The organism is Pseudomonas sp. FW300-N2A2, assembly GCF_017351735.1.
GTDB lineage: Bacteria > Pseudomonadota > Gammaproteobacteria > Pseudomonadales > Pseudomonadaceae > Aquipseudomonas > Aquipseudomonas migulae.
In genome coordinates this window covers 40707-62201 of sequence record NZ_JACNDU010000030.1, presented here as the reverse complement: position 1 = coordinate 62201, position 21495 = coordinate 40707, and the positions used below count along the sequence as shown (strand labels likewise).

Sequence of the window (21495 nt, the reverse complement as noted above, 5' to 3'; positions counted from 1 at the left end):
GCACCGAACGAAAGGGGCAAGAGCCCTTGGTTACTTGGGGCTCTTCCAAGTGACTCGCCGTAAGGGCGAAACCGCCAGCCGCCATAACCGCAAAAACGGATATGTACACAAACACCAAGCAAAAAAAAAACGTGCAACCAGCGCGCTCGTCAATGAACACCCCGGTCACACGTACAGGCCCATAACGCCCAAAGGGAAAAACCGTAGGCGACCTCACCAAAAGCCGCCTCAATCAGTCAGCAAAAAACCGCAATCAACCCAGCACTTCCAGCGCCACACTTTCAATCCCGGCCGCATCAAGCCGGTAATGCCGGTAAAGATGAGTCGGCGGCGCAATCAGGCTGTACTCGTCGTAAATGCCATGCCGCCGCACTTTGACCCCAACGCCCTCTTCCGCAATCACCTCACACACCGCCCCACCCAAGCCGCCGATGATGTTGTGCTCTTCCACCGTCAGAATCGCCCGGCTATTGCGCGCCGCAGTCAGCACCGCCTCACGGTCCAGCGGCTTGATGGTCGTCATGTCGATCACCCCCACCGAACGCCCCGCGGCATTCAACGCCCGAGCCGCTTCAAGGGCCGGGTGAACCGTGGAGCCGGTGGCAATGATCGTCAGTTCATCGCCCGTCAGGTGCACGGTGGCTTTGCCGAAGACAAAGTCCGGAACGGTTTCATACACCACCGGATCACGCCCGCGCTGAATGCGGAAGTAGATCGGTTGCGGGTAGTTGGCCGACGCCAGAATGGCCGCCTTGAGCTGATTGCCGTCCGCCGGTGCGACCACTGTGATGTCGGCAATCGAACGCATGATCGCCAGGTCTTCAGTGGCGTGGTGTGAAGTGCCATAAAAGCCCAGGGAAATCCCGGCGTGGTGGCCGATCAAACGTACCGGCAACGCGGAGTACGCCACGTCCATGCGGATCTGCTCGCAGCACAGCAACGGCAGAAACGAGGCAAACGTCGCCACAAACGGCTTCATGCCCACCGCCGCCATGCCGGCTGCCGCCGACACCATGTTTTGTTCGGAAATCCCGAATTGCACGAAACGCTCCGGGTGCAGCTGCGCAAATTTCGACAGGCCGTTGGAGTACTGCAAGTCAGCGGTGCCGGCGACAATCGGCTCGCCCTGCTCGACCAGTTCGATCAGCGCATCGGACAAGGCATTCAAGCTGGGTGTCTGGCTGTTCAGTTCCCGGTACTGCCAGGAGTTGTTCGACAGAGGTGCGGTATTCATGAGTTAAATCACCTTGCTTTTGATTTCGTCGATAGCACGTTGCGCATCTTCCGGATCGAGATAACCGAGGTGCCAGCCGGGCTCGGTTTCCATGTAGGAAACGCCCTTGCCTTTCACCGTGTTGGCGATGATGCAGACCGGCTGCGTGCGAGTGGTATCAGCCTTGAGGCGACGCAACAGACGGGTGACCGCCGCCAGGTCATGCCCGTCGACCACGTGGGTTTCCCAACCGAAGGCGATCCATTTGTCCGCCAGCGGTTCGATGCCGATGACGTCGTCGACATTGCCGTCGAGCTGGTAGCCGTTACGGTCGATGATCGCCACCAGGTTGTGGACGTTGTGGTGAGCCGCTCCCAGCGCCGCTTCCCAGACCTGCCCTTCCTGCATTTCACCGTCGCCGAGCATCACGTAGGTGGTGAACGACTTACCGAGCATGCGCCCGGCCAATGCCATGCCCAGGCCGCCGGACAAGGCGTGCCCGATGGAACCGGAGGAGAAATCCACGCCCGGCACTTTGCGCATGTCGGGGTGATCGCCCAGCGGGTTGCCGAGGCGCGTGTAGTTATCGAGGATCTCTTTCGCAAAGAAGCCCCACTCCACCAGCACCGGAAACAGGCCGACCGCCGCATGCCCCTTGCCCATCATGAAGCGGTCGCGATCAGGCCATTTCGGTTCGCCAAACCGCAGGTCCATCACGTCGTAATACAGCGCGGCGAACAACTCGGCGGCGGAAAAAACCGAGGTGTAGTGACCGACCTTGGCGATCTCGATCAGCCGGATGGTTTCCAGGCGAATGAACTGGGCTTTTTCCCGCAGGCGAGCCAGTTCAGTGGCGGTCAGTTCGAACGCGCGATCACCTTCGCGCAGGTCCTGTCTTGTCAAATCAGTCATGTGTAGTGTCCAGGCGCATTACCAAAGTTGCGGCCACATCCGGGACGTGGCCGTACACACGCACGCAATCGCGACAAGGCGATTACTGCGCTTTCAAACGCGGTGTCATGTAGTCGTTCAGACGGGGCATGACCTGCTGCGCCGTCAGCTCCATCGAGCGCCGCCACAGTGCTTCGTCATCCCACTCGTGGAAGGCGGTCATCAAGGTGCCGAACGGCCCGGTCTGCTCACTGAACGCGACCAGTTGTTCGGTCACGGAATTCACGTCGCCGTAAATCACCATTTCCTTGATGCAGTGATCGACCGTCACTTCCTCGTCGGTCATGTCGGGGCGGGTCTTGAAGATCTTGGTGTAGTTGTTGGAGGACAGGTTATCGATCATGTAATCGAAGTAACGGCGCAGGGTGCAGCTGTCTTGCGCCAGGTAGTCTTCGGCCTGGGTCTGGGAGTCGGCGACGAACACCGAACGGGCCACGCGCCAGTTGTTCGCATCGGCCTTGATCCCGGCACTTTCGGCGCCCTGGCAGTAAGCCAGCCAATGCGAGGCCACGGTCGCCGTCGGGTTGAAGTTGGCCGACATCAGGTCCCAGTCTTTGGCCCCAGCCAGTTTCGCCGTTCCGGAAAACGGGCTCATGGCCGTGGTTGCAACCCGTGGGAACGGCTTCTGGAACGGCGTCGGCATGTAGCCGATTTCCAGCTCGTGATTCACCGAGTCCTTGAGGCTGACCTGGAAGTGTTCCGAGGAAAACTCGTAAGGGGCGCTTGAGTTCCAGATGGCGCGGATCATCTCGTAGCATTCGACCATCATCTGCCCACGGTCCTTGCCGTTGCTGCCGAACACCTCGAAATCCGAGGCCAGACCACCCGGGCCGATGCCCATGATGAAACGGCCCTTGGACATGTGATCGAACATCGCGGCATCGGCGGCAATCCGCGCCGGAAAATGATGCGGCAGGTTCAGCACCCCGGTGCACAATTTCATGCGCCGGGTCAGCGGAATCAGGCTGGACATGAATTGCAGGGCATTGGTCACCGGCTCCGTGCGTTGCGAGGTGTGCTCGCCAACCCAAAGCTCATCAAAACCGACGGCGTCGGCGTGGACGGCGCAGGCAATATCCTGATCGTACATCTCGTGATAATCCCAGCCCTTGTGATGAAGGGGCTGCATGAACATGGCAAGTTTCATGTCGTTCTCCTGCTGTTTTCAGTGATCGGTGCGCTGCTTGATTTCTATGCGCAGCACACCGCTTTCAGGACGTGCGCTCGTTTTGCAGGCGTGCCAGTGCCGGCGCTGCAAGTCGCAACGTTCAAGGGATGCGTTCAATTTTTCGCGGCGATCGGCTTGAGCAAGCGCAATCAGCCGCGCCTCTTCAACTGCCGTGCAGCAACCAGCCGCCGTCCACCAACAGATCGATACCCGTCACGTAGGAGGCCAGCGGCGACACCAGAAACAGCACCGCATTGGCGATCTCGAAGGGCTCTGCCGGCCGCCCCAGTGCAATGTTGTTCAACACGTTGTTCTGTCGGTGTTGCGCCAGCAGCTCCGGCTCCAGATTGCCTGGCGTTGCCGTCAGCCCGGGGGATACCGAGTTGACGCGAATGTTGAAGGCGCTCAGGTCCTTGGCCAGGCTTCGCGTCATCGCCAGCACCGCGCCTTTTGACGCGTCGTAGGTGCAGTGATTGGCCATCGGCCGGTGACCGCAAATCGACGACAGATTGACGATCGCCCCGGCGCTCGCCTGCTTGCGCATTTGCCGTTGAGCGGCCTGTGCCCCTAGAAACACCGCACGCGTATTGATGGCGTGGAGTTCATCCCAGAAACCTGGATCAATGTCGTCAACGGCCTTGAGCGGATAAACGCCTGCGTTGTTGATCCAGATATCGAGGCGGCCGTATCGCTCGATGGCGGTGTCTGCCAGGCCCTGGATGTCGGCGGGACGACAGACGTCGGTGGCCAGGAACGAAACGGCAAAACCGGCTTCGATCAGTTCATGGCAACGCTCTGGCGCCAGGCTGCCGATCAGCACGTTGGCCCCGGCTTCGGCCAGCCGTTGGCTGATGGCGAACCCGATGCCACTGCCACCGCCGGTGACGACGGCGGTTTTACCGCGCAAGTCGAGCAACTCGGTAAAGGGCCGGTAAGGTAGCGGTTGATACGGGGTAGACATGATGGAGCTCCTCAGTGACAGCCCGTTATCAAGCGGTGGCCAGGGTCATGATGGTGTCGGGCGCGATCTGCGGTCGGTGCAAAATCCCTTGGGAACAACCGCGCGCCATGACCATCACCCGATGGGACAAACCGATGACTTCCTCAAGGTCAGAACTCACGACAATCACCGACACGCCGGTCTTCGACAGTTCGATGATCAACTCGTAAATCGCCGCTCGCGCGCCCATGTCGATGCCCCGGGTCGGCTCATCGAGAATGATGACTTTCGGGTTGCGCGCGATCCATTTCGCGATGACCACTTTCTGCTGATTGCCGCCCGACAACTTGTCGAGCATCTGTTCCGCCAGGCCCTTGATCCCCAGTGTCGCAATGCGCTCCTGGGCAAACGCCAGCACCCGCTGATTGGCCATGACGCCGCAGGAGCTCAGGCTGTCGAGATTGCAGTAGGCAAGGTTTTCGGCAATGGTCTGGCTCAGCACCACACCTTCGGACTTGCGGTCTTCGGGGATCAGCACCACGCCGGCACGGATCGCCGCCAGCACGTTGTTGGCCGGCAGGTGCCGGTCACCCAGCATCACCTTGCCGTGATTCACCGCACTCAACCCGGCAATCGCCTGAACCAGCTCCGTGCGGCCGGCGCCGACGATGCCCGCGATGCCGAAGACTTCGCCGGCCTTCACCGAAAACGAAATGTCGTGGAAGCGCCCGGCCTTGTCCGATAGCTGTTCGACATTCAACACCACCTCTTCGCGAGGCGCTGGCAGCTGCGGAAACAAGCGCTCGATCGAACGCCCGACCATCTGCGACACCAGCACGCTGACATCGGCCGCTCCGGTTTCGTGGCGAGCAATGAGGTGGCCATCGCGCATGACCACCACCTTGTCGGCGATCCTGGCAATCTCCTCCATCCGATGGCTGATGTAGATGAAAGAAACGCCCTCTTTCTTCAACTCCTCGATCTGTCTGAACAACAGGTCGGTCTCTTCCTTGCCCAGCGCCGCCGTCGGTTCGTCGAGGATCAGCAGCCGCGAATTGAACGTCAGTGCCCGGGCAATCTCCACCAGTTGCTGCGCGGCGATTTTCAACTGGCGCACAGGGGTGTCCGGCGAGATATCGAGGCCCAGTCGACGCAGCTGTTTTTCTGTCTCGCGGTACATGTGCTTGCGGTCGATGATCCCGTCCCGGGTCGGTAGATGGCCGAGGAAAACGTTCTCGGCCACGCTCAGGTCAGGCAGCAGATGGATCTCCTGATGAATCATGTTGATCCCCAGGGCAATCGCCGCCCCCGGACCGGTCGGTGCATAGGGCTGGCCGGCGAGGAACATCGTGCCTTTGGACGGCGTCAGCGCTCCGGCGACGATGGAGGAAAAGGTCGATTTGCCCGCACCGTTTTCCCCCAGCAGCGCCACCACTTCCCCGTAACCGATATCGAGACTGATGTCCTCCAGCACCTTGACCGAGTTGAAGGATTTTCCGATGTTGCAGGCGCTGAACAGCGGCGCCTGATCGCTGGTGATCGCTTTCATGACGTGCCCTCCTTCGCCGATCTCAAGGATGTTGCTCAAGGAAAGCCGCGACGTTTTCCCGGGTGGTGACGAAGGCCGGCAGCAGCTGGGTCTTCTCGACCGGTTTGCCTTGTTGCAGATTCACCGCAGTGCGCAAGGCTGTACGGCCCATTTCCACCGCTTGCTGGGTGATGGTCATGTCCAGTTTGCCGTCGCGGATGGCTTCCAGGGCCGACGGCAAACCGTCGTAGCCGAACACCCAGACCTTGTGATCGATGTTGGCGACTTTGACCGCCTGGGCGGCACCGAGCGCCGGGGCATCGGAACGCCCGATGAAGACGTTGATCTTCGGGTTCTTCTGCAGCATGTCCTGGGCAACTTTGAAGCCGTTGTCCTGTAGCCAGTCAGTAGGTTTCTGGTCGACGATTTTCATCTCCGGCGCCTGGGACAGCACCGCGTTCAGGCCCTTGGCCCGAGCCACTTCCGTCGAGTCGCCCAAGGTGCCCTGGAGCAGGCCGATTTCAGCCTTGCCCCCGGTCAGCGCGATCATCTGACGGGCCAGCTCACCCGCTGCCGCCAGGTTATCGGTGGAGATGTAGGCATCGCATTCGACGTTCTTCGGGAAATTGTCGATGCAGATCACCGGCACGCCCTGCTGACGCGCCAGCCGCACCGGCACGGCCGACGCCGCGCTGCCCGTGGCGGTATAGAGCAGCACATCAATGCCCTTGCTCAACATGTCCTGAATCTGGCTGACCTGGCGGGCGGGATCGGCCTGTGCGTCGGCCACCAGCACGTTCTTGATACCCAGGGTCTTGGCCTGTTCCATGACGCCGTCACGGACCATCAGGTAGAACACCCATTGCAGGCTCGGGATCGACATCCCGACAGTGATTTGTTCCGCCGGTTTACTCTCGGCGTGAACGCCTGCCGACATCATGCAGGTCAACAGCGGCAGCCACAGAAAGCGCCGCGAAAATGCGTGGAGGTTCATGTCTTTATCCTTTTTATTGTGTGTTGGACGGTTCGACCAAAGGGGTTCAGTCAGCTTTGCGCTTGAGCAGATCGAGCATCACCGCGAAGGCAATCACCGCGCCGATGACCACTTGCTGCACGAAGGGAGAGATGCCGGCCAGGTTCAAGCCGTTGCGCAAAACGCCGATGATCAGTACGCCGACAATCGTGCCGACCACGCTGCCGGCGCCGCCCTTGAGGCTGCCGCCACCGATGACTACCGCCGCGATCACATCCAGCTCATAACCGACGCCGGCGCCCGCTCCGGCAGTGTCCAGGCGCGAGGTCATGATGATTCCGCCCAGCGCGGCGCAAATGCCCGAGATGATGTAGACGGCACTGGTGTAGCCCTTGACGCGAATGCCGGCGAGCTTGGCCACCTTGCTGCTGCCGCCGATGGCGTACAGGCTGCGGCCGGGGACGGTGAACTTGAGAACGAACCAGAACACCAGGGCCAGCACGATGAAGCAGGTCACGGTCAGCGACAGCACACCGCCGTAGCGAATCACCGAGAGGTTGCTGAACCACTCCGGGAAACCGCTGACTTGCGCGCCGTCAGTAACCATGTAGGCCAGCCCGCGAGCGATGGACATCATTGCCAGCGTCGCAATGAAAGACGGCAACCCTGCCCTGACCACCATCAACGCCGTGGTTGAACCACACGCCGCACCGGCAGCGATCGCACCGAGCATGGCGACCCACATCGGCAACCCGAGCACCTGTTCGAGCCAGCTCATGACCATGATCGCCACCGCGAGCACCGCGCCCACGGACAGGTCGATACCGCCGATGAGAATCACCAGCGTCATGCCCAGCGCCATGATGCCGAGCACGGTGACTTGATCCAGTACGTTGAGCAGGTTACTCAACGTCAGAAAACTATCGGTGAAGACTGTTAATACCGTGCATAACAATAAAAGGCCGATCATCGGGCCTGCGACATTGGTGTCCAGTCCGATCCACTTGGGAATGGACCCGGACAGTCTTGATTTCACCAGCAACTGATTATTCATACCCACATCCACTTCTTATCTAATTGTTATAAGACCGAGCAAGACACAACGACTGTTTAATTCCTAAGTTCCCTGTAACGCCCGCCCATATACAGAAGCGGCGCTTCCAGAGGTTGCGTAATCACATCAATGACATTGCCGATGAATATGGTGTGCGTGCCGTGTTCGATTTCCTGCACCACTTCGCAAAAGATCGCAGCCTGCGCGTCGACCAGGTAACGAATGCCGTGCATACCGGTCTGCCAATCGCCTGCGACGAAGCGCTGCTCGCGCAGGTCCGGCTGACTGAAAATCTTGCAGATCGGTTCGTGGTTGTTTTGCAGCATGTTTACGCAGAACAGCCCGGAGCGTTTGATCACGGGTGAGGCGCTGGCGCTTCGGTTGATGCAGATCAGCGCCGACGCGGGGTCCATCGACACCGAAGAAAAAGCGGTTGCCGCCAGACCATGGGGGTGGCCGTCATCATCGAGTGTGGTGATCAGGGTTATGGAGGAGGCGAAGCGACCCATCGCCAATTTGAATTGGCCGGCCAGATCAATCGCTGGGGCGGCCTCTTGATATTGAACACGCATACATAAACCCTCTTCTTATTGTGACTCATCAAGCGCAGGCATTCATTATTAACAATCACCCAGCATTTTCTATTCACTTTTAAAAAATTGACTTTTCAACTATTCCGAAAGGTGAAGCCAACAACAAACTCATTTGAATTACCTTCACAAGTACCCTGAAACGCCCGCCCCAAGGGGCTCTCATGTTTATGGCCGTACTTATCAACACCGCCGACAATATGGCTTTAACTGAATAATCGGCCGATACTTCATGAACAACTAACAAGAAACTTCCGCGAGACGAACTGCCATGGTTGATCGATTACAGGACATGCGAATGTTTCGCCTGGTCGTGCAGACCGGGTCACTTTCAACCGCCGGACGACAAATGGGCCTGTCGCCAGCGGCCATGAGTGGCCGGCTCAAGGCGATGGAGGAGTTCTATGGTTTGCGCTTGCTCAAGCGCAACACCCGTAGCCTGAGCCCCACCGCCGAAGGGCAGTTGCTGTTTGAAAACGCCCTGAAAATTCTCGAACAGGTTGATGCGCTCGACAGCGTCATCAAAAACGGTCAAAGCGACCTGCTGGGCACCATCGGCCTGACCTGCCCGACCGACCTGGGTCGGCAGTGGGTCAGCCAATTGGTCGATGCGTTTATCCGCGAAAACCCGCATGTCAGCATCCGCCTGTTTTTCACTGACCGGATACTGGACTTCGTCGAGTCCGGCTCGGACATCGCGATCCGTTTCGGCGACCTGCCGGACAGCTCGCTGATCGCCCGCAGCCTGGGTGTGGACCGGCAAATGGTCTGCTGTTCGCCGCAGTACCTTGAACAACACGGCACGCCCCTGCACCCCGAAGACCTGCATCAACACAACTGCCTGGTGCAACTGCGCGCCGACTTTGCACTGGATCGCTGGAAGTTCATCAACAAGGGCGTGCCGACCACGATTCAGGTCAAGGGCAACCGGCTGGCCAACGACGGCTTTACCCTGCGCCAGTGGGCGGTTCAAGGCTTGGGAATTATCTGGAAGTCGGTCTGGGAGGTGGCGGAGGACATTCAGGCCAAGCGGCTGGTGCCGCTGCTGGAAGACTATCAATGCCCCACCACGGGGTTCCATTTGCTCACCGAAGGCGGGAAGAAATTACCGCCACGGGTCAGATCCTTCGTGGAGTTTGCCGTTCAGTACTTCAAGCACCTCGACACCGCGTCGCGACACATTCTGAGCCCGACACCCGACGCCATCGTGCTCAGGGAAGCGAAACCGTCTGCAGATCGGCAAATACCGGCTTGAGGTTTGTCAGCATTCGCTCATAGGCCTTGCGCATGCCGGCATAGAACGCCTGTTTCGAAACGTCGGGCAAGGTCAGGGTTTCGTCCGGACGCGGCCAATCAGTGGCGGTCTGCTGCAAATCAGCGAACACCCCGGCACCGTGCCCTGCCAACATGGCTGCGCCGAGCACACCGTACTCGGCGGCTGGGGGTTTGCGATAAGGCAGGCCCAGCACATCGGCCTTGATCTGGTTAAACAGCTGGCTGCCGGAGCCGCCGCCCAGACTGAATACATCACCCTGATCGACAACGATCTGCATGTCCTTCATGCACCCGAGAAAACGCGCGTATTCGTAGGCAATCGACTCCAGCATCGCCCGGTATTGGTCGTTGCGGTCGTGGGTCCAGTCGAGACCGACGAAGGCGCCCGCCAGCGAGGCATCGAACGGCGCATGGCGCCCGCCGAGATGGGGCAAGAACAATAATTTATTGCGCTCGGCCAACGGCGCGGCGGCCCGCTGTTCGAGCTGTTGGCATTCGACGCTATCGAGACCGAACCGATTGAGGCTGATGCCGGCCCCACCGACGTAGGCCATCGAATAAAACAGCTCGGGGATGCAATGCCGGAACGTGGCGAGGGTGTTGTGCTGCGAGTCGACCGCATAGTGGTCGAGCAACGTCGCCAACACTGAACCGGTGCCGGCAATGTCGAACAGTTGCCCCGGCGTGAAGGCCCTGGTGCCCAGCAACGAGGCGGCGATATCCCCACAGCCGGCATAAATCGGCGTGCCGGCCAACAGTCCGCAAACGCTCGACGCACTGGGGCCGACCGCGCCGATGCGATCCCAGGGTTTTACCAGCGTGGGCAGCCGGTCGGCCTCAAGGCCGAATGCCTCAATGAGCGAAGTGTTCCATTGCATCGCCTGGCTGTCGGCAAAACTGTTGAAGCCCAGGTAGGTGTAATCCATGAACGCGGCATCGCTGTTCAAGTCAGCCATGCGCCCCGCCACATACGCGGCCGGCATGATGATCTTGCTGATCTTGCGGTAGGTGTGTGGTTGCTCCTCGCGCCAATACAGCCATTTCGCCGCGTGATTGGCACTCACCGGGCCACCCGAGCATTGGATGATCTGTGGCTCGCAGGCCTTCAGTCGCGGGACCTGGCTGGCGCAACGCAGATCCAGCCACGAGTCATAAGGCGTGGTCGCCTCCCAGTCCCGGCCGATGGTGGAAATCCCGGCCATCTGTCCGCAAATCGCCAGGCCGCCAACGTCCGCGAGCTGGAAGTCGGACTGACTCAAGGCATCTTTTATCGCCAGCAGGACCGAGGCATACAGTTCGTCAGGGTTCTGTTCGAACACCTGACGCGCAGGATTCAACAAACGTGTGGGGCGACTGGCGGCGCCCAGGTTGCGGCCGTTTTCGTCCATGACAACGACTCGAGTGCTTGAGGTGCCCATGTCCACCCCAACCAGCAATGCTCGACTCTTCAAGGGTTGGCGCTCGCACAATTCAGCGGTGATTGTTATGCAGACAGAATACTGTCATCAAACACCCCGCGCATTAACTGCCACTGTCCGTGCGAAAAAGCCTGAGCGCCGGTGGTCAGCGGCGACGGCGCAAGATTTCGCCGCCGCCTCCTGCAGGCAGTTCTCAATCCTTGAATTGCGTCAGTTGCTGGTTCAACGACCCGGCCTGATCGCGTAATTGCAGCGACTGATCGAGCAGGCTGCGGATCGCGTGATCGTTCTGCTCGGAGATCCGGCTGACACCCTGGATGGCGACGGACAATTGCTCACCGGTGGCGGCCTGGCTTTGGGTCTGGCGTGCCACTTCGCTGATGCGCGTCAGAATGTCCTGGGCATGCTGGCGAATCTGATCGACACCTTGTGCCGACGTGGTCAGTTGCACCACGCCCAGGCGCACCGCTTCGCCGACTTGCTGGACGTTGGCAACCGTGTTGCGCACATCAGAACCGATGGCGCCGATCATCTCGCCGATTTCACCGGTCGAGCGGCTGGTGCGTTCTGCCAGTTGCCGAACTTCGTCCGCCACCACGGCGAAACCACGACCTTGCTCGCCTGCCCGTGCGGCTTCGATTGCAGCGTTCAGGGCCAGGAGGTTGGTCTGGTCGGCGATGCTGCGAATCACCGCGATGATCCCGGCAATCTGCTGCGAGCGTTTTTCCAGGTCGCCCACAGTGCCGGCAACGTCGTCCATGGTCTGGTCGATGTGGGTGATCCCGGCCAGGGTCTGGTTCATATCGCCGGAGATATGCTTGGTCAGCTCTTCGGTGTTGCGCGCCAGTTGCTCCACGTCTTCGGCTTGCTGCGACATCTCGGTGACCGAGTGCGCCAGCGCGGTGACGCCGCTGGCCATTTCTTCGGTCGCGGTGTGCTGCGACGTCGCACGGTCGGCAACGGCCTGAGTGGTATCGCCCAGGTGATTGGAGATCTGCATCAGGGCGCCGCTGCTGTGGCGAATCGACCCCACCAGATCCCCCAGGCGCTGGATAAACTGGTTGAACGCGCCCGCCAGTTTGCCGGTTTCATCGCCGCTGCGTTGTTCAAATCGCAGGCCCAATTCGCCGCCCCAGGCCTGGATGCCGACCGTCAGGCCGGACAGCGGACGAATGTGCCACGCCAGCAAATGCCAGAGCACGATGGCCAATGCCAACAGCGCCACCAGGCCGATGACGACGGCGGTCCAGAGGAACTGATTGATACCCGCCATGGCTTCGGCCAGCGGGTACGCCACCATCAGCGCCCAGGTGTTCGGGGCTTTGCCGATGCGCACCGGTTGCAACACATAACCCCAGCCATCGCGCTGGAAGTCATACGGCTGACCGGCCTTGATCGCCTCTTTGGCAGCCGTCGGCAAATCGTCGGCCGGCTGGCTCAAACGCTTCGCATCAGGGTGGCTGGCGTACAGGCCGTTGCTCGAAACCAGAGCGCCATAACCTTTGTAGGCATCGATTTTCGCCAGTTGGCGATTGATGCTTTCAAGCGGGATATCGACACCCGCCACGCCCAGGGCTTTGCCGCCCTGCAACAGTGGCGCCATGATCGACACCATCATGACTTTCTGGCCGCTGCCCGTGCTGTAGGCAAACGGTTCGGAAGCCCACGGCTGACGGCTGTGCAGCGGCTGATAGTAGTACTGGTTATCGGCATTTTCCGGGGCATAACCGCTGAGCGCTTCCGATTTCACCGAGCCACTCGCACGGTTCCAGTAGGTCAGGTAACGGCCGGTGGCGTCGTGATTCGGCTGGTTGGCGAATTCGCTGTCCTTGCCATCGAAGGCGTTGGTTTCCCAATACTGCCCCAGGCCCAAAAGTTGCGGATTGGCTTCAAACAGTTGGCGGGTCACCGCATCGGCGGTCTTGCGATCAACGTGCTGTTGCTGCATGGCCGTTGCGACACTGGCCAGCGATTCGGCGACGGTAAAACCGACACCCAGTTCGACTTCCACTTCCTTGGCATTGGCCTTGACGACCGTGTCGACCAGCTCGGCGGTTTCTTTGATGGAGGAGCCATAAGCGATATAGGCGATGGAGCCCAGCAGCAGCGCCATGACGACGACGGTCCCGATCAGGGCCGTCCAGAACAGCTTGAAGTGCAGAGAGCGATTAGGCATGGACATTCTCAAGTGCGCGATTCGTCAACCAGCACGGAGCGCCCAACGGTGTGAATGCAGCCCTGCTGGCAAATTATTTATAGTTGATATTATTTTGCCACTATATAGAAGCGCGCTCTGCCGGTGCAACTTGAATGACCGCGAGGTCACAAGCCTTGCACGGCATCACTCGGAAACGGCGATCTGGTTTCGGCCACGGGCCTTGGCTCGATACAGGGCCTTATCGGCGTTGTTCATCAAGCTGTGCAAATCAAGGTCGGAGGCGTCCATCGACGCGACACCGAGGCTGGCCGTTATGCAATGCACCGGCCCGGTCATCAGTTCGGCAATCGAGCGGATGAGTTGCTCGGCAATGTTCAGGGTTTCCTCAATCGAGGTGTCCGGGAGCAGAATGGCGAACTCCTCTCCCCCCAGCCTGCCGTAGACATCCGTTTCACGAAACGAGGTGCTGATGACCAGGCCCATCTGACTCAGCACTTGGTCCCCGACCTGATGGCCATAGGTGTCATTGATGTGTTTGAAGTGATCCATATCCAGCATCACGGCGCACAGCGGCAGCTGATTGTTTTTGCAGTAACTGTGCAACTGCTGGGCGTGCTCGAAAAAAGCCCGGCGATTCCTCAGGCCGGTGAGTTCATCGGTCTGCGCGGCAAGATTGGAAATGCGGTGCGCCTGCTCCATTTCACGGGTCAATCGAAAGGCGGTTTCCACCGCATCGGAGAGTTTGCGGGTAGCGCTGGCCACGAATGAGGCGAACACCAGCACCGCCAGTGCCATGCCGACTTGCATCGCTGACGGCTGGAACAACAGCCATATCGTGCACGGCAACAACACCAGGCCAATGGACACCAGCGTCATGTATCGGTAGGCCGAATAGCAGGACACCGCACTGACCGACATCCCGACGGTAAAAAGCATGACCAGTGACTGAGCCAGAATATCGTCCGGGGGCATCAATGCCAGCGCGCCCGCGCCCCAGATACCGGCAGATAACACCAGCGTGCTCCAGTATTTCCACTCCCATTGCTCAGGTGTGCGCGTACTTTTGTCGCTGCGGAAATAGGCGATAAACATCGAGACGCGCAATGAAGTCGACGCCGTCAGAATGCCCATCCACCAAAAAATGACGTGGTGATCGAAGCGCTCCCAACACAGCAGGCACAGCATGATCGCCGCCAGGACACTGCCCGGAATCGCCGTCACCGACTGATGGAACAACTGGTGCAGGCGATCAGTGCGTACCTGCGCTGCTATCAAAGCATCCGGGTCATACCGGGGTCCGAGTCCTTCCATTTGATCCGCCTGATCATGATGCTTCGTCAAAGAAGTATTGTGGCACCCAGCCAGTAGCGCAAACAACCGAGGCCTTGAAATGTTTCCGGGCGCCAGATTGAAAGAGTACGTCTATCACGCCCCAACACTCGCCCTATTAGCTGACTTCCCGACTCAGGTCTAACCTTAGTCTGCGCTGGCGCCATAAGCCGGCCGGATTAGCGCTGAAAAGGAGACAGGAATGAGCCCGAAGCTTGACTAGGCCACCCGTGGGCCACCGCGCAGGCAACCTGATTGCCGCTGTTCAGAATTCCCGTGTGGTCACCACAATCAGTTGATCCAACTGCTGGCCCTGCAGCCTATGTCCTTGATTCCGCTCGTTGCTATTTAACGCCCGCCCCGGGCCCGATAGCCGGATGAACACGACCAAAGGTAGCTCGCACATGGCAAACGAATCGAAATGCCCGTTCAATCATGCCGCAGGCGGTGGCACCACCAACCGTGACTGGTGGCCGAACCAACTGAATCTGAAGATCCTGCACCAGCACTCGTCCCTGTCAGACCCCATGGACGAGGGCTTCAACTACGCCGAAGCGTTCAAAAAACTCGACTTTGCGGCGGTCAAGCGCGACCTGACTGCACTGATGACCGACTCACAAGACTGGTGGCCAGCAGACTTCGGTCACTATGGGCCGCTGTTCATCCGCATGGCCTGGCACGCCGCCGGCACGTACCGCACCGGTGACGGTCGTGGCGGTGCCGGTTCCGGTCAGCAACGCTTTGCCCCGCTCAACAGCTGGCCGGACAACGTCAGCCTCGACAAGGCGCGCCGGCTGCTGTGGCCGATCAAGCAAAAATATGGCAACAACATTTCCTGGGCCGACCTGATCGTCCTCACCGGTAACGTCGCGCTGGAGTCGATGGGCTTCAAGACCTTTGGTTTTTCCGGTGGCCGCGCAGACGTCTGGGAACCCGATGAAGACGTTTATTGGGGCTCGGAAAACAAATGGCTGGGCGGTGACGTTCGCTACGACAAAGCGCAAAAACCCGTGCAAGCACCCGGCGATGTTCCACTGGTGGCCGAGCCCGGGAGAAATGAAGACAGCCGTACCGATGAGGGGCGCAATCTGGAAAACCCACTGGCCGCCGTGCAGATGGGCCTGATCTATGTGAACCCGGAAGGTCCGGAAGGCAATCCCGATCCCGTCGCTTCGGCCCTGGACATCCGCGAAACGTTCGGCCGCATGGCCATGAACGATGAAGAAACCGTGGCCCTGATCGCCGGCGGCCACGCCTTCGGTAAAACCCACGGCGCCGGCCCTGCCGACAACGTCGGTGCCGAGCCGGAAGCCGCCGGTCTCGAAGCCCAGGGCCTTGGCTGGAAAAACAGCTTCGGCACCGGCAAAGGCCCGGACACCATCACCAGCGGGCTGGAAGTGACCTGGACCACCACGCCCACCCGGTGGAGCAACAACTACCTGGAAAACCTGTTCGGCTTCGAGTGGGAATTGAGCAAAAGCCCGGCAGGCGCGAACCAGTGGGTGGCTAAAAACGGCGCCGGGGCCGGCACCATTCCGGATGCACACGACCCGTCCAAGCGGCGTAACCCGACCATGCTCACCTCGGACCTGGCGCTGCGCTTAGACCCGATCTATGAACCGATTGCCCGGCGCTTCCTGGCCAATCCGGATCAGTTGGCCGATGCCTTCGCCCGCGCCTGGTTCAAGCTGATCCACCGCGACATGGGCCCGCTCTCACGCTACCTCGGCCCGGAAATGCCCAAGGAAGAACTGTTGTGGCAAGACCCGATTCCGCCGGTCGACCATGCCTTGGTCAATGACAGTGACGTCGCAGCACTCAAGAGCAAAATCCTCGCCTCTGGCCTGAGCGTCTCGCAGCTGGTATCAACGGCCTGGGCGGCAGCGTCGAGCTTCCGTGGCTCCGACAAACGTGGCGGCGCCAACGGTGGACGCCTGCGACTGGCGCCACAGAAATCCTGGCAAGCCAACCAACCCGAACAACTGGCGAGCGTGCTGGCGGAACTGGAAAGCATTCAGCGTGAGTTCAACAACAGCGGCAAGAAAATCTCGCTGGCGGACCTGATCGTGCTGGCCGGCAGCGCCGGTGTCGAACAAGCCGCAAAAAATGCCGGTCACAGCGTGACGGTGCCGTTCACACCGGGACGGACGGACGCCTCGCAAGAGCAGACGGACGTCGAATCCTTCGGCTTCCTCGAACCCATCGCCGATGGTTTCCGCAACTACCTGAAAACCCGCTACCGCGTAACGGCCGAGCACCTGTTGATCGACAAGGCGCAACAACTGACCCTCAGCGCACCGGAAATGACTGTGCTCGTGGGCGGTTTGCGGGTGTTGAACACCAACGTCGGACAAACCCGACACGGGGTGTTCACCCAGCAACCGGAGGCGTTGACCAACGACTTCTTCAAAAACCTGCTGGACATGGGGGTGGAATGGAAGCCGGTGTCGGACGCCAATCAGGAGTTCGAAGGGCGCGATCGCAAAACCGGCCAAGTGAAATGGACCGGGACGCGGGTCGATCTGGTCTTCGGCTCGAATGCGCAACTGCGGGCCTTGGCCGAACTGTATGCCAGCAGTGATGCGAAGGAGAAATTCGTCAAAGACTTCGTAGCGGCGTGGACGAAGGTGATGAACCTGGATCGTTTTGACCTGTAGGAGCCGGATTGCTGGCGATGCGGTGGTGGCCGTGAGGACGCCATCGCCGGCAAGCCGGCTCCTACAGGTTACGGGGTTCATCGACGGATTCTTGTAAATAAACGGTACCGCTGAAACAACAACGCCTCCCAAGTGGAGGCGTTGTGCTTATTGCGCATTGAAGGAAGGAATCAGGTCGGAGAGATCGTGGCCAAGGCACCGATCAAAATGGTTAACAGCAGAAATCCACCCAGAAAAATGGCCATCTTGGGCATGGGGCCCCCTACATGATGAGTTTGCGGTTCAGTGGCTACCGCGACTGCGGACCGTGCGGTCATTGTGGGGCGCAGGACTGGTACATGACAGATGCAGATAGCGCAGAAAAATACGGATCAGAACAAAATCGCCCCGGGCGAGACACCATCCAACCTGTAGGAGCCAGCTTGCTGGCGATGGCGTCCGTGAGATCGCCTTCGCCAGCAAGCCGGCTCCTACAAATTGTGGGTGTGTTCGGGATTGAGGGTTCACGCAAAACCTGTAGGAGCCCGGCTTGCTGGCGATGGCGTCCGTGAGATTGCTATCGCCAGCAAGCCGGCTCCTACAAATTGTGGGTGTGTTCCGGATTGAGGGTTCACGCAAAACCTGTAGGAGCCCGGCTTGCTGGCGATGGCGTCCGTGAGATCGCCATCGCCGGCAAGCCGGCTCCTACAAATTGTGGGGGTGTTCGGGATTGAGGGTTCGCGCAAAACCTGTAGGAGCCGGCTTGCTGGCGATCCAGGCGCTGCGGTGCATCAAGTACGCTGAAACCTACCGGGACGGCTCGCTGTCTGGCTCGGCCACTTCCCGGGTCAGGAAGTCGATCAAGGCCCGCGCGGTCGCTGACAATTGGCGATGGGGCGGATAGATCACCGAGAACGGTCGGGAGCGTCCGCCCGACTGTTCAAGCAGCGGCACCAGGCGTCCACTTTGAATGCGCTCGCGAACGATGAAATCGTAGCTCTGGCAGATTCCCATGCCATGCTCGGCCAGGGACACAATGCCCAGCACGTCATCGGACACCTGCACATTCGCCTCGGGTATCCACTCCCGATCAACCCCCTGTTCGCGAAACAGCCAAGGCCCGACGCGGCCGCTGCTGGGCATCACAAACGGCAAGCAGGCATGCGCCGCCAGCTCGTCGACACTGCGCGGGGTGCCGGCACGTTTCAGGTAGTCCGGCGCGGCGACCAGGCACAAACCCGCGTCCTCCAGCTTGCGTCCGATCAGGCCACTGTCCGGCAATTGCCCGAGACGAATCGCCAGGTCATACCCTTCCGCCACCAAATCCACATTGCGATTGCTGATGCTCAACTCGATGCGCACTTGCGGGTACTGCCGGGTAAAGCGGCACAGCAATGGCGGCAACCGGTAATGCCCGTAGGTCGTCGGCACACTCAGCCGCACACGCCCGGTCAACTCGCCTTCCTGCCCCTGGATCGTTCGTTCGGCATCATCGATCAACCCGAACGCCGCGCGGGATTGTTCAAGGTAAAGCAGGCCCGCCTCGGTCAGGCTCAGACGCCGGGTCGTGCGCCGCAACAGCTGGACGCCGAGGCGCGCTTCCAGGCGCGAAATCGCCCGGCTGACCACCGACGGCGTGGTCGCCAGAAACACCGCCCCGGCGCTCAACGAGCCCTTTTCCACCACGGTGACGAACACTTCAACGTCCGCGAGATAATCGAATCGACGGGTCACTCTTACCTCCAAAGAACAAGTGCTTTCCTTCGCAGCGAGTTTATCGCCCATACAGGCATGAATATAGTGAATCAACGATCCGGCGACCGCCGATCGATCACCTCACTGTTCGGAAGCTCCCATGCGCCCTATCGCCCGACTCGCCCTCGCCATGACCATTTCCGCGGCTGCCTTCAACGCACAGGCCAGCAATGTCCTGATCGTGCTGTCCGATTCCGACCACCTCGACCTCAAGGACCAGAAGGTTTTCGCCACCGGTTTCTACCTGAACGAACTGATGCAACCGGTGAAACTGCTGCTCGATGCCGGGCACTCGGTCACCTTCGCCACACCGACTGGCAAGGCGCCGACACTGGACCAATCGTCCAACGACAAGATGTATTTCAACAATGACGTGGCGGCCTTACAGGCGCACAAGGCGCTGCTGGATCAGCTAAAAGTCACTTCAAAAGGCGAGTCGCCGGTCATCAGCCTCGCGCGGGTCGAACAGATCGGCTACGAGCATTTCGATGCCGTCTACGTCCCCGGCGGCCACGCGCCAATGCAGGACCTGCTGCACAGCGCCGCGCTGGGGAAACTGCTGAACAACTTCCATGACAACGGCAAGACCACCGCCCTCGTCTGCCACGGCCCGATTGCCCTGCTGTCGACCCTGGCCGATCCCGTCGCATTCACCCGACAACTCGAAACCGCTGGCAAAGCCTCCACCAAAGGCTGGACCTACGCCGGCTACAAATTCACGGTCATCAGCAATCAGGAAGAGGAATTGGCCAAGGGCTTGTTGAATGGCGGCGCGATGAAGTTCTATCCGCAAACGGCGCTGGAACAAGCGGGCGGCGTCTATCGCAGCAACACCTCGCCGTGGACCTCCAACGTCGTCATCGACCGCGAACTGGTGACCGGCCAAAACCCAGGTTCCGCGCTGGACGTGGGCAAGGCAATCGTCGAGCGTCTCAAGCCTCAGAGCTAGAGACTGAGTGGTCCCGGAATGGTAAAACTCGTGGCGTTGTTTTTTGTTTGAATCACCTCGAAAAAGGATCACATCGGTGAAGTCACCCGCCACGCCAGATTCAAGTGTCACAGCCGAGTCTGGCCTGCGCCTGCAAACCCGGCTGATCGCGCTGGTGGTGGCGGTGACCTTTTTCATGGAAAACCTCGACGCGACGGTCATCGCCACCGCGCTGCCCACCATGGCCAGCGCATTTGGCATTACGCCGGTCGACATGAACATCGGCATCACCGCCTACATTCTTGCCGTGGCGATCTTCATCCCGCTGTCCAGCTGGATCGCCGACCGCTTTGGTGCGCGAAAAGTGTTTGCCGGCGCAATTATCGTCTTCACCCTCGCCTCGCTCCTGTGCGGGCTCAGCCAGAACATCGAAATGTTCGTGTTCGCCCGCGTGCTCCAGGGCATCGGCGGCGCACTGATGGTGCCGGTAGGACGTCTGGCCGTGCTGCGCAACACCGACAAAAAAGACCTGGTAAAAATGATCGCGGTGATTACCTGGCCCGGCCTGGTAGCGCCCATTCTCGGGCCAATCGTGGGCGGCCTGATCGTCACCCACGCATCATGGCCGTGGATCTTTTACGTCAACCTGCCGCTCGGTGCGTTGGCGCTATTTGCCGCACTGTGGCTGGTGCCCGAAGGACGAGAAGACAACGTGCGCCCATTCGACGGCAAAGGCTTCGCCCTGTTGGCCGGCGCCTGCGCCTCGCTGCTGGGCGGTCTGGAATGGCTGGGCAGCCAGCACGGCAACGCCATGTACTCAGGACTCGCGCTAGTGATCGCCGGCATGATCCTCGTCGTGTGGGCCGTGCACCACTGCCGACATCACACCCACCCGCTTTTGCCGCTCGGCACCGTTTCCATCAACACCTTCCGGGTCAGCCTCTTCGGCGGATCACTCTTTCGCCTGGCCATCAGCGCCTTGCCGTTTTTGCTGCCGCTGCTGTTCCAGGTCGGCTTCGGCTTATCGCCCGTCGACGCCGGCCTGCTGGTGCTCGCGGTGTTCGCCGGCAACCTGGCGATGAAGCCGTTCACCACGGCGATCATGCAGCGTTATGGCTTTCGCCAAGTCCTTCTGGTCAATGGCATCATCGGCGTAATTTCCATTCTGGTCTGCGCGCTGTTTACCCCTCAGACGCCATTTGCCGTGATTGCCGCCGTGCTTTTTGTGGGTGGCTTGTCGCGATCCATGCAATTCACCTGCTACAACTCCATCGGCTTTGCCGACGTACCCAAGGCGCGCATGAGCGAAGCGTCGGCGTTGTTCAGCCTATTTTTTCAACTGGCCATGGGGTTAGGGGTGACAGTTGCTGCGTTGTTGTTGCGTGCTTCGATGTCGGTGCAAGGCCATGAGCTGCAGGCGCAGGTGGCTGACTTTCGAGTGGCGTTTGTGGGTGTGGCGGTGTTGGGATTGTTGGCGTTGGTTGACGTGATCAGGTTGCCCAAGGATGCGGGGGACAGTGTGTTGAAGCGGGTTTGAACCTGCCTCAAAGCGGCTGAACAGAGACGGCTCATTCGAGCC

15 protein-coding genes and 2 pseudogenes are annotated in these 21495 nt (G+C 60.0%); 4 read left to right on the top strand and 13 right to left on the bottom strand.

The annotated features are described in order from the left end of the window. Positions 1–253: 253 nt before the first annotated feature. The 8 genes from J4E42_RS25090 to J4E42_RS25055 form a co-directional block, all read right to left on the bottom strand. Positions 254–1234: a transketolase family protein gene (locus J4E42_RS25090; RefSeq protein WP_207286423.1), complete on the bottom strand. Its 981-nt coding sequence runs from the start codon at positions 1232–1234 to the stop codon at positions 254–256. 3 nt (positions 1235–1237) lie between these two features. Then, a complete protein-coding gene (locus J4E42_RS25085; protein WP_207286422.1) occupies positions 1238–2125 on the bottom strand; it encodes a transketolase in 888 nt (295 codons plus the stop codon). 82 nt (positions 2126–2207) lie between these two features. Beyond that, positions 2208–3311, bottom strand: a complete 1104-nt coding sequence (locus J4E42_RS25080) for an LLM class flavin-dependent oxidoreductase (protein WP_207286421.1) — start codon at positions 3309–3311, stop codon at positions 2208–2210. 184 nt (positions 3312–3495) lie between these two features. Then, the gene (locus tag J4E42_RS25075; RefSeq protein ID WP_207286420.1) at positions 3496–4293 is read right to left on the bottom strand and encodes an SDR family NAD(P)-dependent oxidoreductase; all 798 of its coding nucleotides are present in this window, start codon (positions 4291–4293) and stop codon (positions 3496–3498) included. A gap of 28 nt (positions 4294–4321) precedes the next feature. Further along, positions 4322–5821 carry a sugar ABC transporter ATP-binding protein gene (locus tag J4E42_RS25070; RefSeq protein WP_008033229.1) on the bottom strand — a complete coding sequence of 500 codons (1500 nt, stop codon included), beginning with the start codon at positions 5819–5821 and terminating at the stop codon, positions 4322–4324. A gap of 22 nt (positions 5822–5843) precedes the next feature. Next, positions 5844–6794, bottom strand: coding sequence for a sugar ABC transporter substrate-binding protein (locus J4E42_RS25065; RefSeq protein ID WP_192228388.1), 951 nt, complete (start codon positions 6792–6794; stop codon positions 5844–5846). Positions 6795–6840: 46 nt separating this feature from the next. Further along, positions 6841–7827: an ABC transporter permease gene (locus J4E42_RS25060; protein ID WP_008033226.1), complete on the bottom strand. Its 987-nt coding sequence runs from the start codon at positions 7825–7827 to the stop codon at positions 6841–6843. 56 nt (positions 7828–7883) lie between these two features. Then, entirely contained in the window at positions 7884–8399 is a 516-nt protein-coding gene (locus tag J4E42_RS25055; protein ID WP_207286419.1) for a flavin reductase family protein, read from the bottom strand. Positions 8400–8688: 289 nt separating this feature from the next. On the opposite strand from J4E42_RS25055, the gene J4E42_RS25050 reads away from it, so the two are divergent. After that, a complete protein-coding gene (locus J4E42_RS25050; protein WP_259331715.1) occupies positions 8689–9672 on the top strand; it encodes a LysR family transcriptional regulator in 984 nt (327 codons plus the stop codon). Here the strand turns inward: J4E42_RS25050 and J4E42_RS25045 are convergent. From J4E42_RS25045 to J4E42_RS25035, 4 genes and pseudogenes are all read right to left on the bottom strand, one after another. Beyond that, positions 9629–11116 carry an FGGY family carbohydrate kinase gene (locus J4E42_RS25045; RefSeq protein WP_310650444.1) on the bottom strand — a complete coding sequence of 496 codons (1488 nt, stop codon included), beginning with the start codon at positions 11114–11116 and terminating at the stop codon, positions 9629–9631. The genes J4E42_RS25050 and J4E42_RS25045 overlap by 44 nt on opposite strands. A gap of 187 nt (positions 11117–11303) precedes the next feature. Next, a pseudogene (locus J4E42_RS29805) lies at positions 11304–11840 on the bottom strand (methyl-accepting chemotaxis protein); the annotation flags it as partial. A gap of 324 nt (positions 11841–12164) precedes the next feature. Continuing rightward, positions 12165–13058 (bottom strand): annotated as a pseudogene (locus J4E42_RS29800) (cache domain-containing protein); the annotation flags it as partial. 393 nt (positions 13059–13451) lie between these two features. Then, a complete protein-coding gene (locus J4E42_RS25035; protein WP_008042064.1) occupies positions 13452–14579 on the bottom strand; it encodes a diguanylate cyclase in 1128 nt (375 codons plus the stop codon). A 422-nt stretch (positions 14580–15001) separates the two neighbouring features. On the opposite strand from J4E42_RS25035, the gene katG reads away from it, so the two are divergent. Further along, positions 15002–17254, top strand: a complete 2253-nt coding sequence (katG, locus tag J4E42_RS25030; protein WP_207286416.1) for a catalase/peroxidase HPI — start codon at positions 15002–15004, stop codon at positions 17252–17254. Between the two features lie 786 nt (positions 17255–18040). On the opposite strand, the gene J4E42_RS25025 is transcribed toward katG, so the two are convergent. Next, complete coding sequence (locus tag J4E42_RS25025; protein ID WP_207286415.1) at positions 18041–18967, bottom strand: LysR family transcriptional regulator; 927 nt, start codon at positions 18965–18967, stop codon at positions 18041–18043. Positions 18968–19088: 121 nt separating this feature from the next. Between J4E42_RS25025 and J4E42_RS25020 the strand changes: the two genes are divergently transcribed. Together J4E42_RS25020 and J4E42_RS25015 are read left to right on the top strand one after the other, a co-directional pair. Then, positions 19089–19937: a type 1 glutamine amidotransferase domain-containing protein gene (locus tag J4E42_RS25020; protein ID WP_207286414.1), complete on the top strand. Its 849-nt coding sequence runs from the start codon at positions 19089–19091 to the stop codon at positions 19935–19937. A 76-nt stretch (positions 19938–20013) separates the two neighbouring features. Continuing rightward, entirely contained in the window at positions 20014–21453 is a 1440-nt protein-coding gene (locus J4E42_RS25015; protein WP_207286413.1) for a DHA2 family efflux MFS transporter permease subunit, read from the top strand. Positions 21454–21495: the final 42 nt, after the last annotated feature.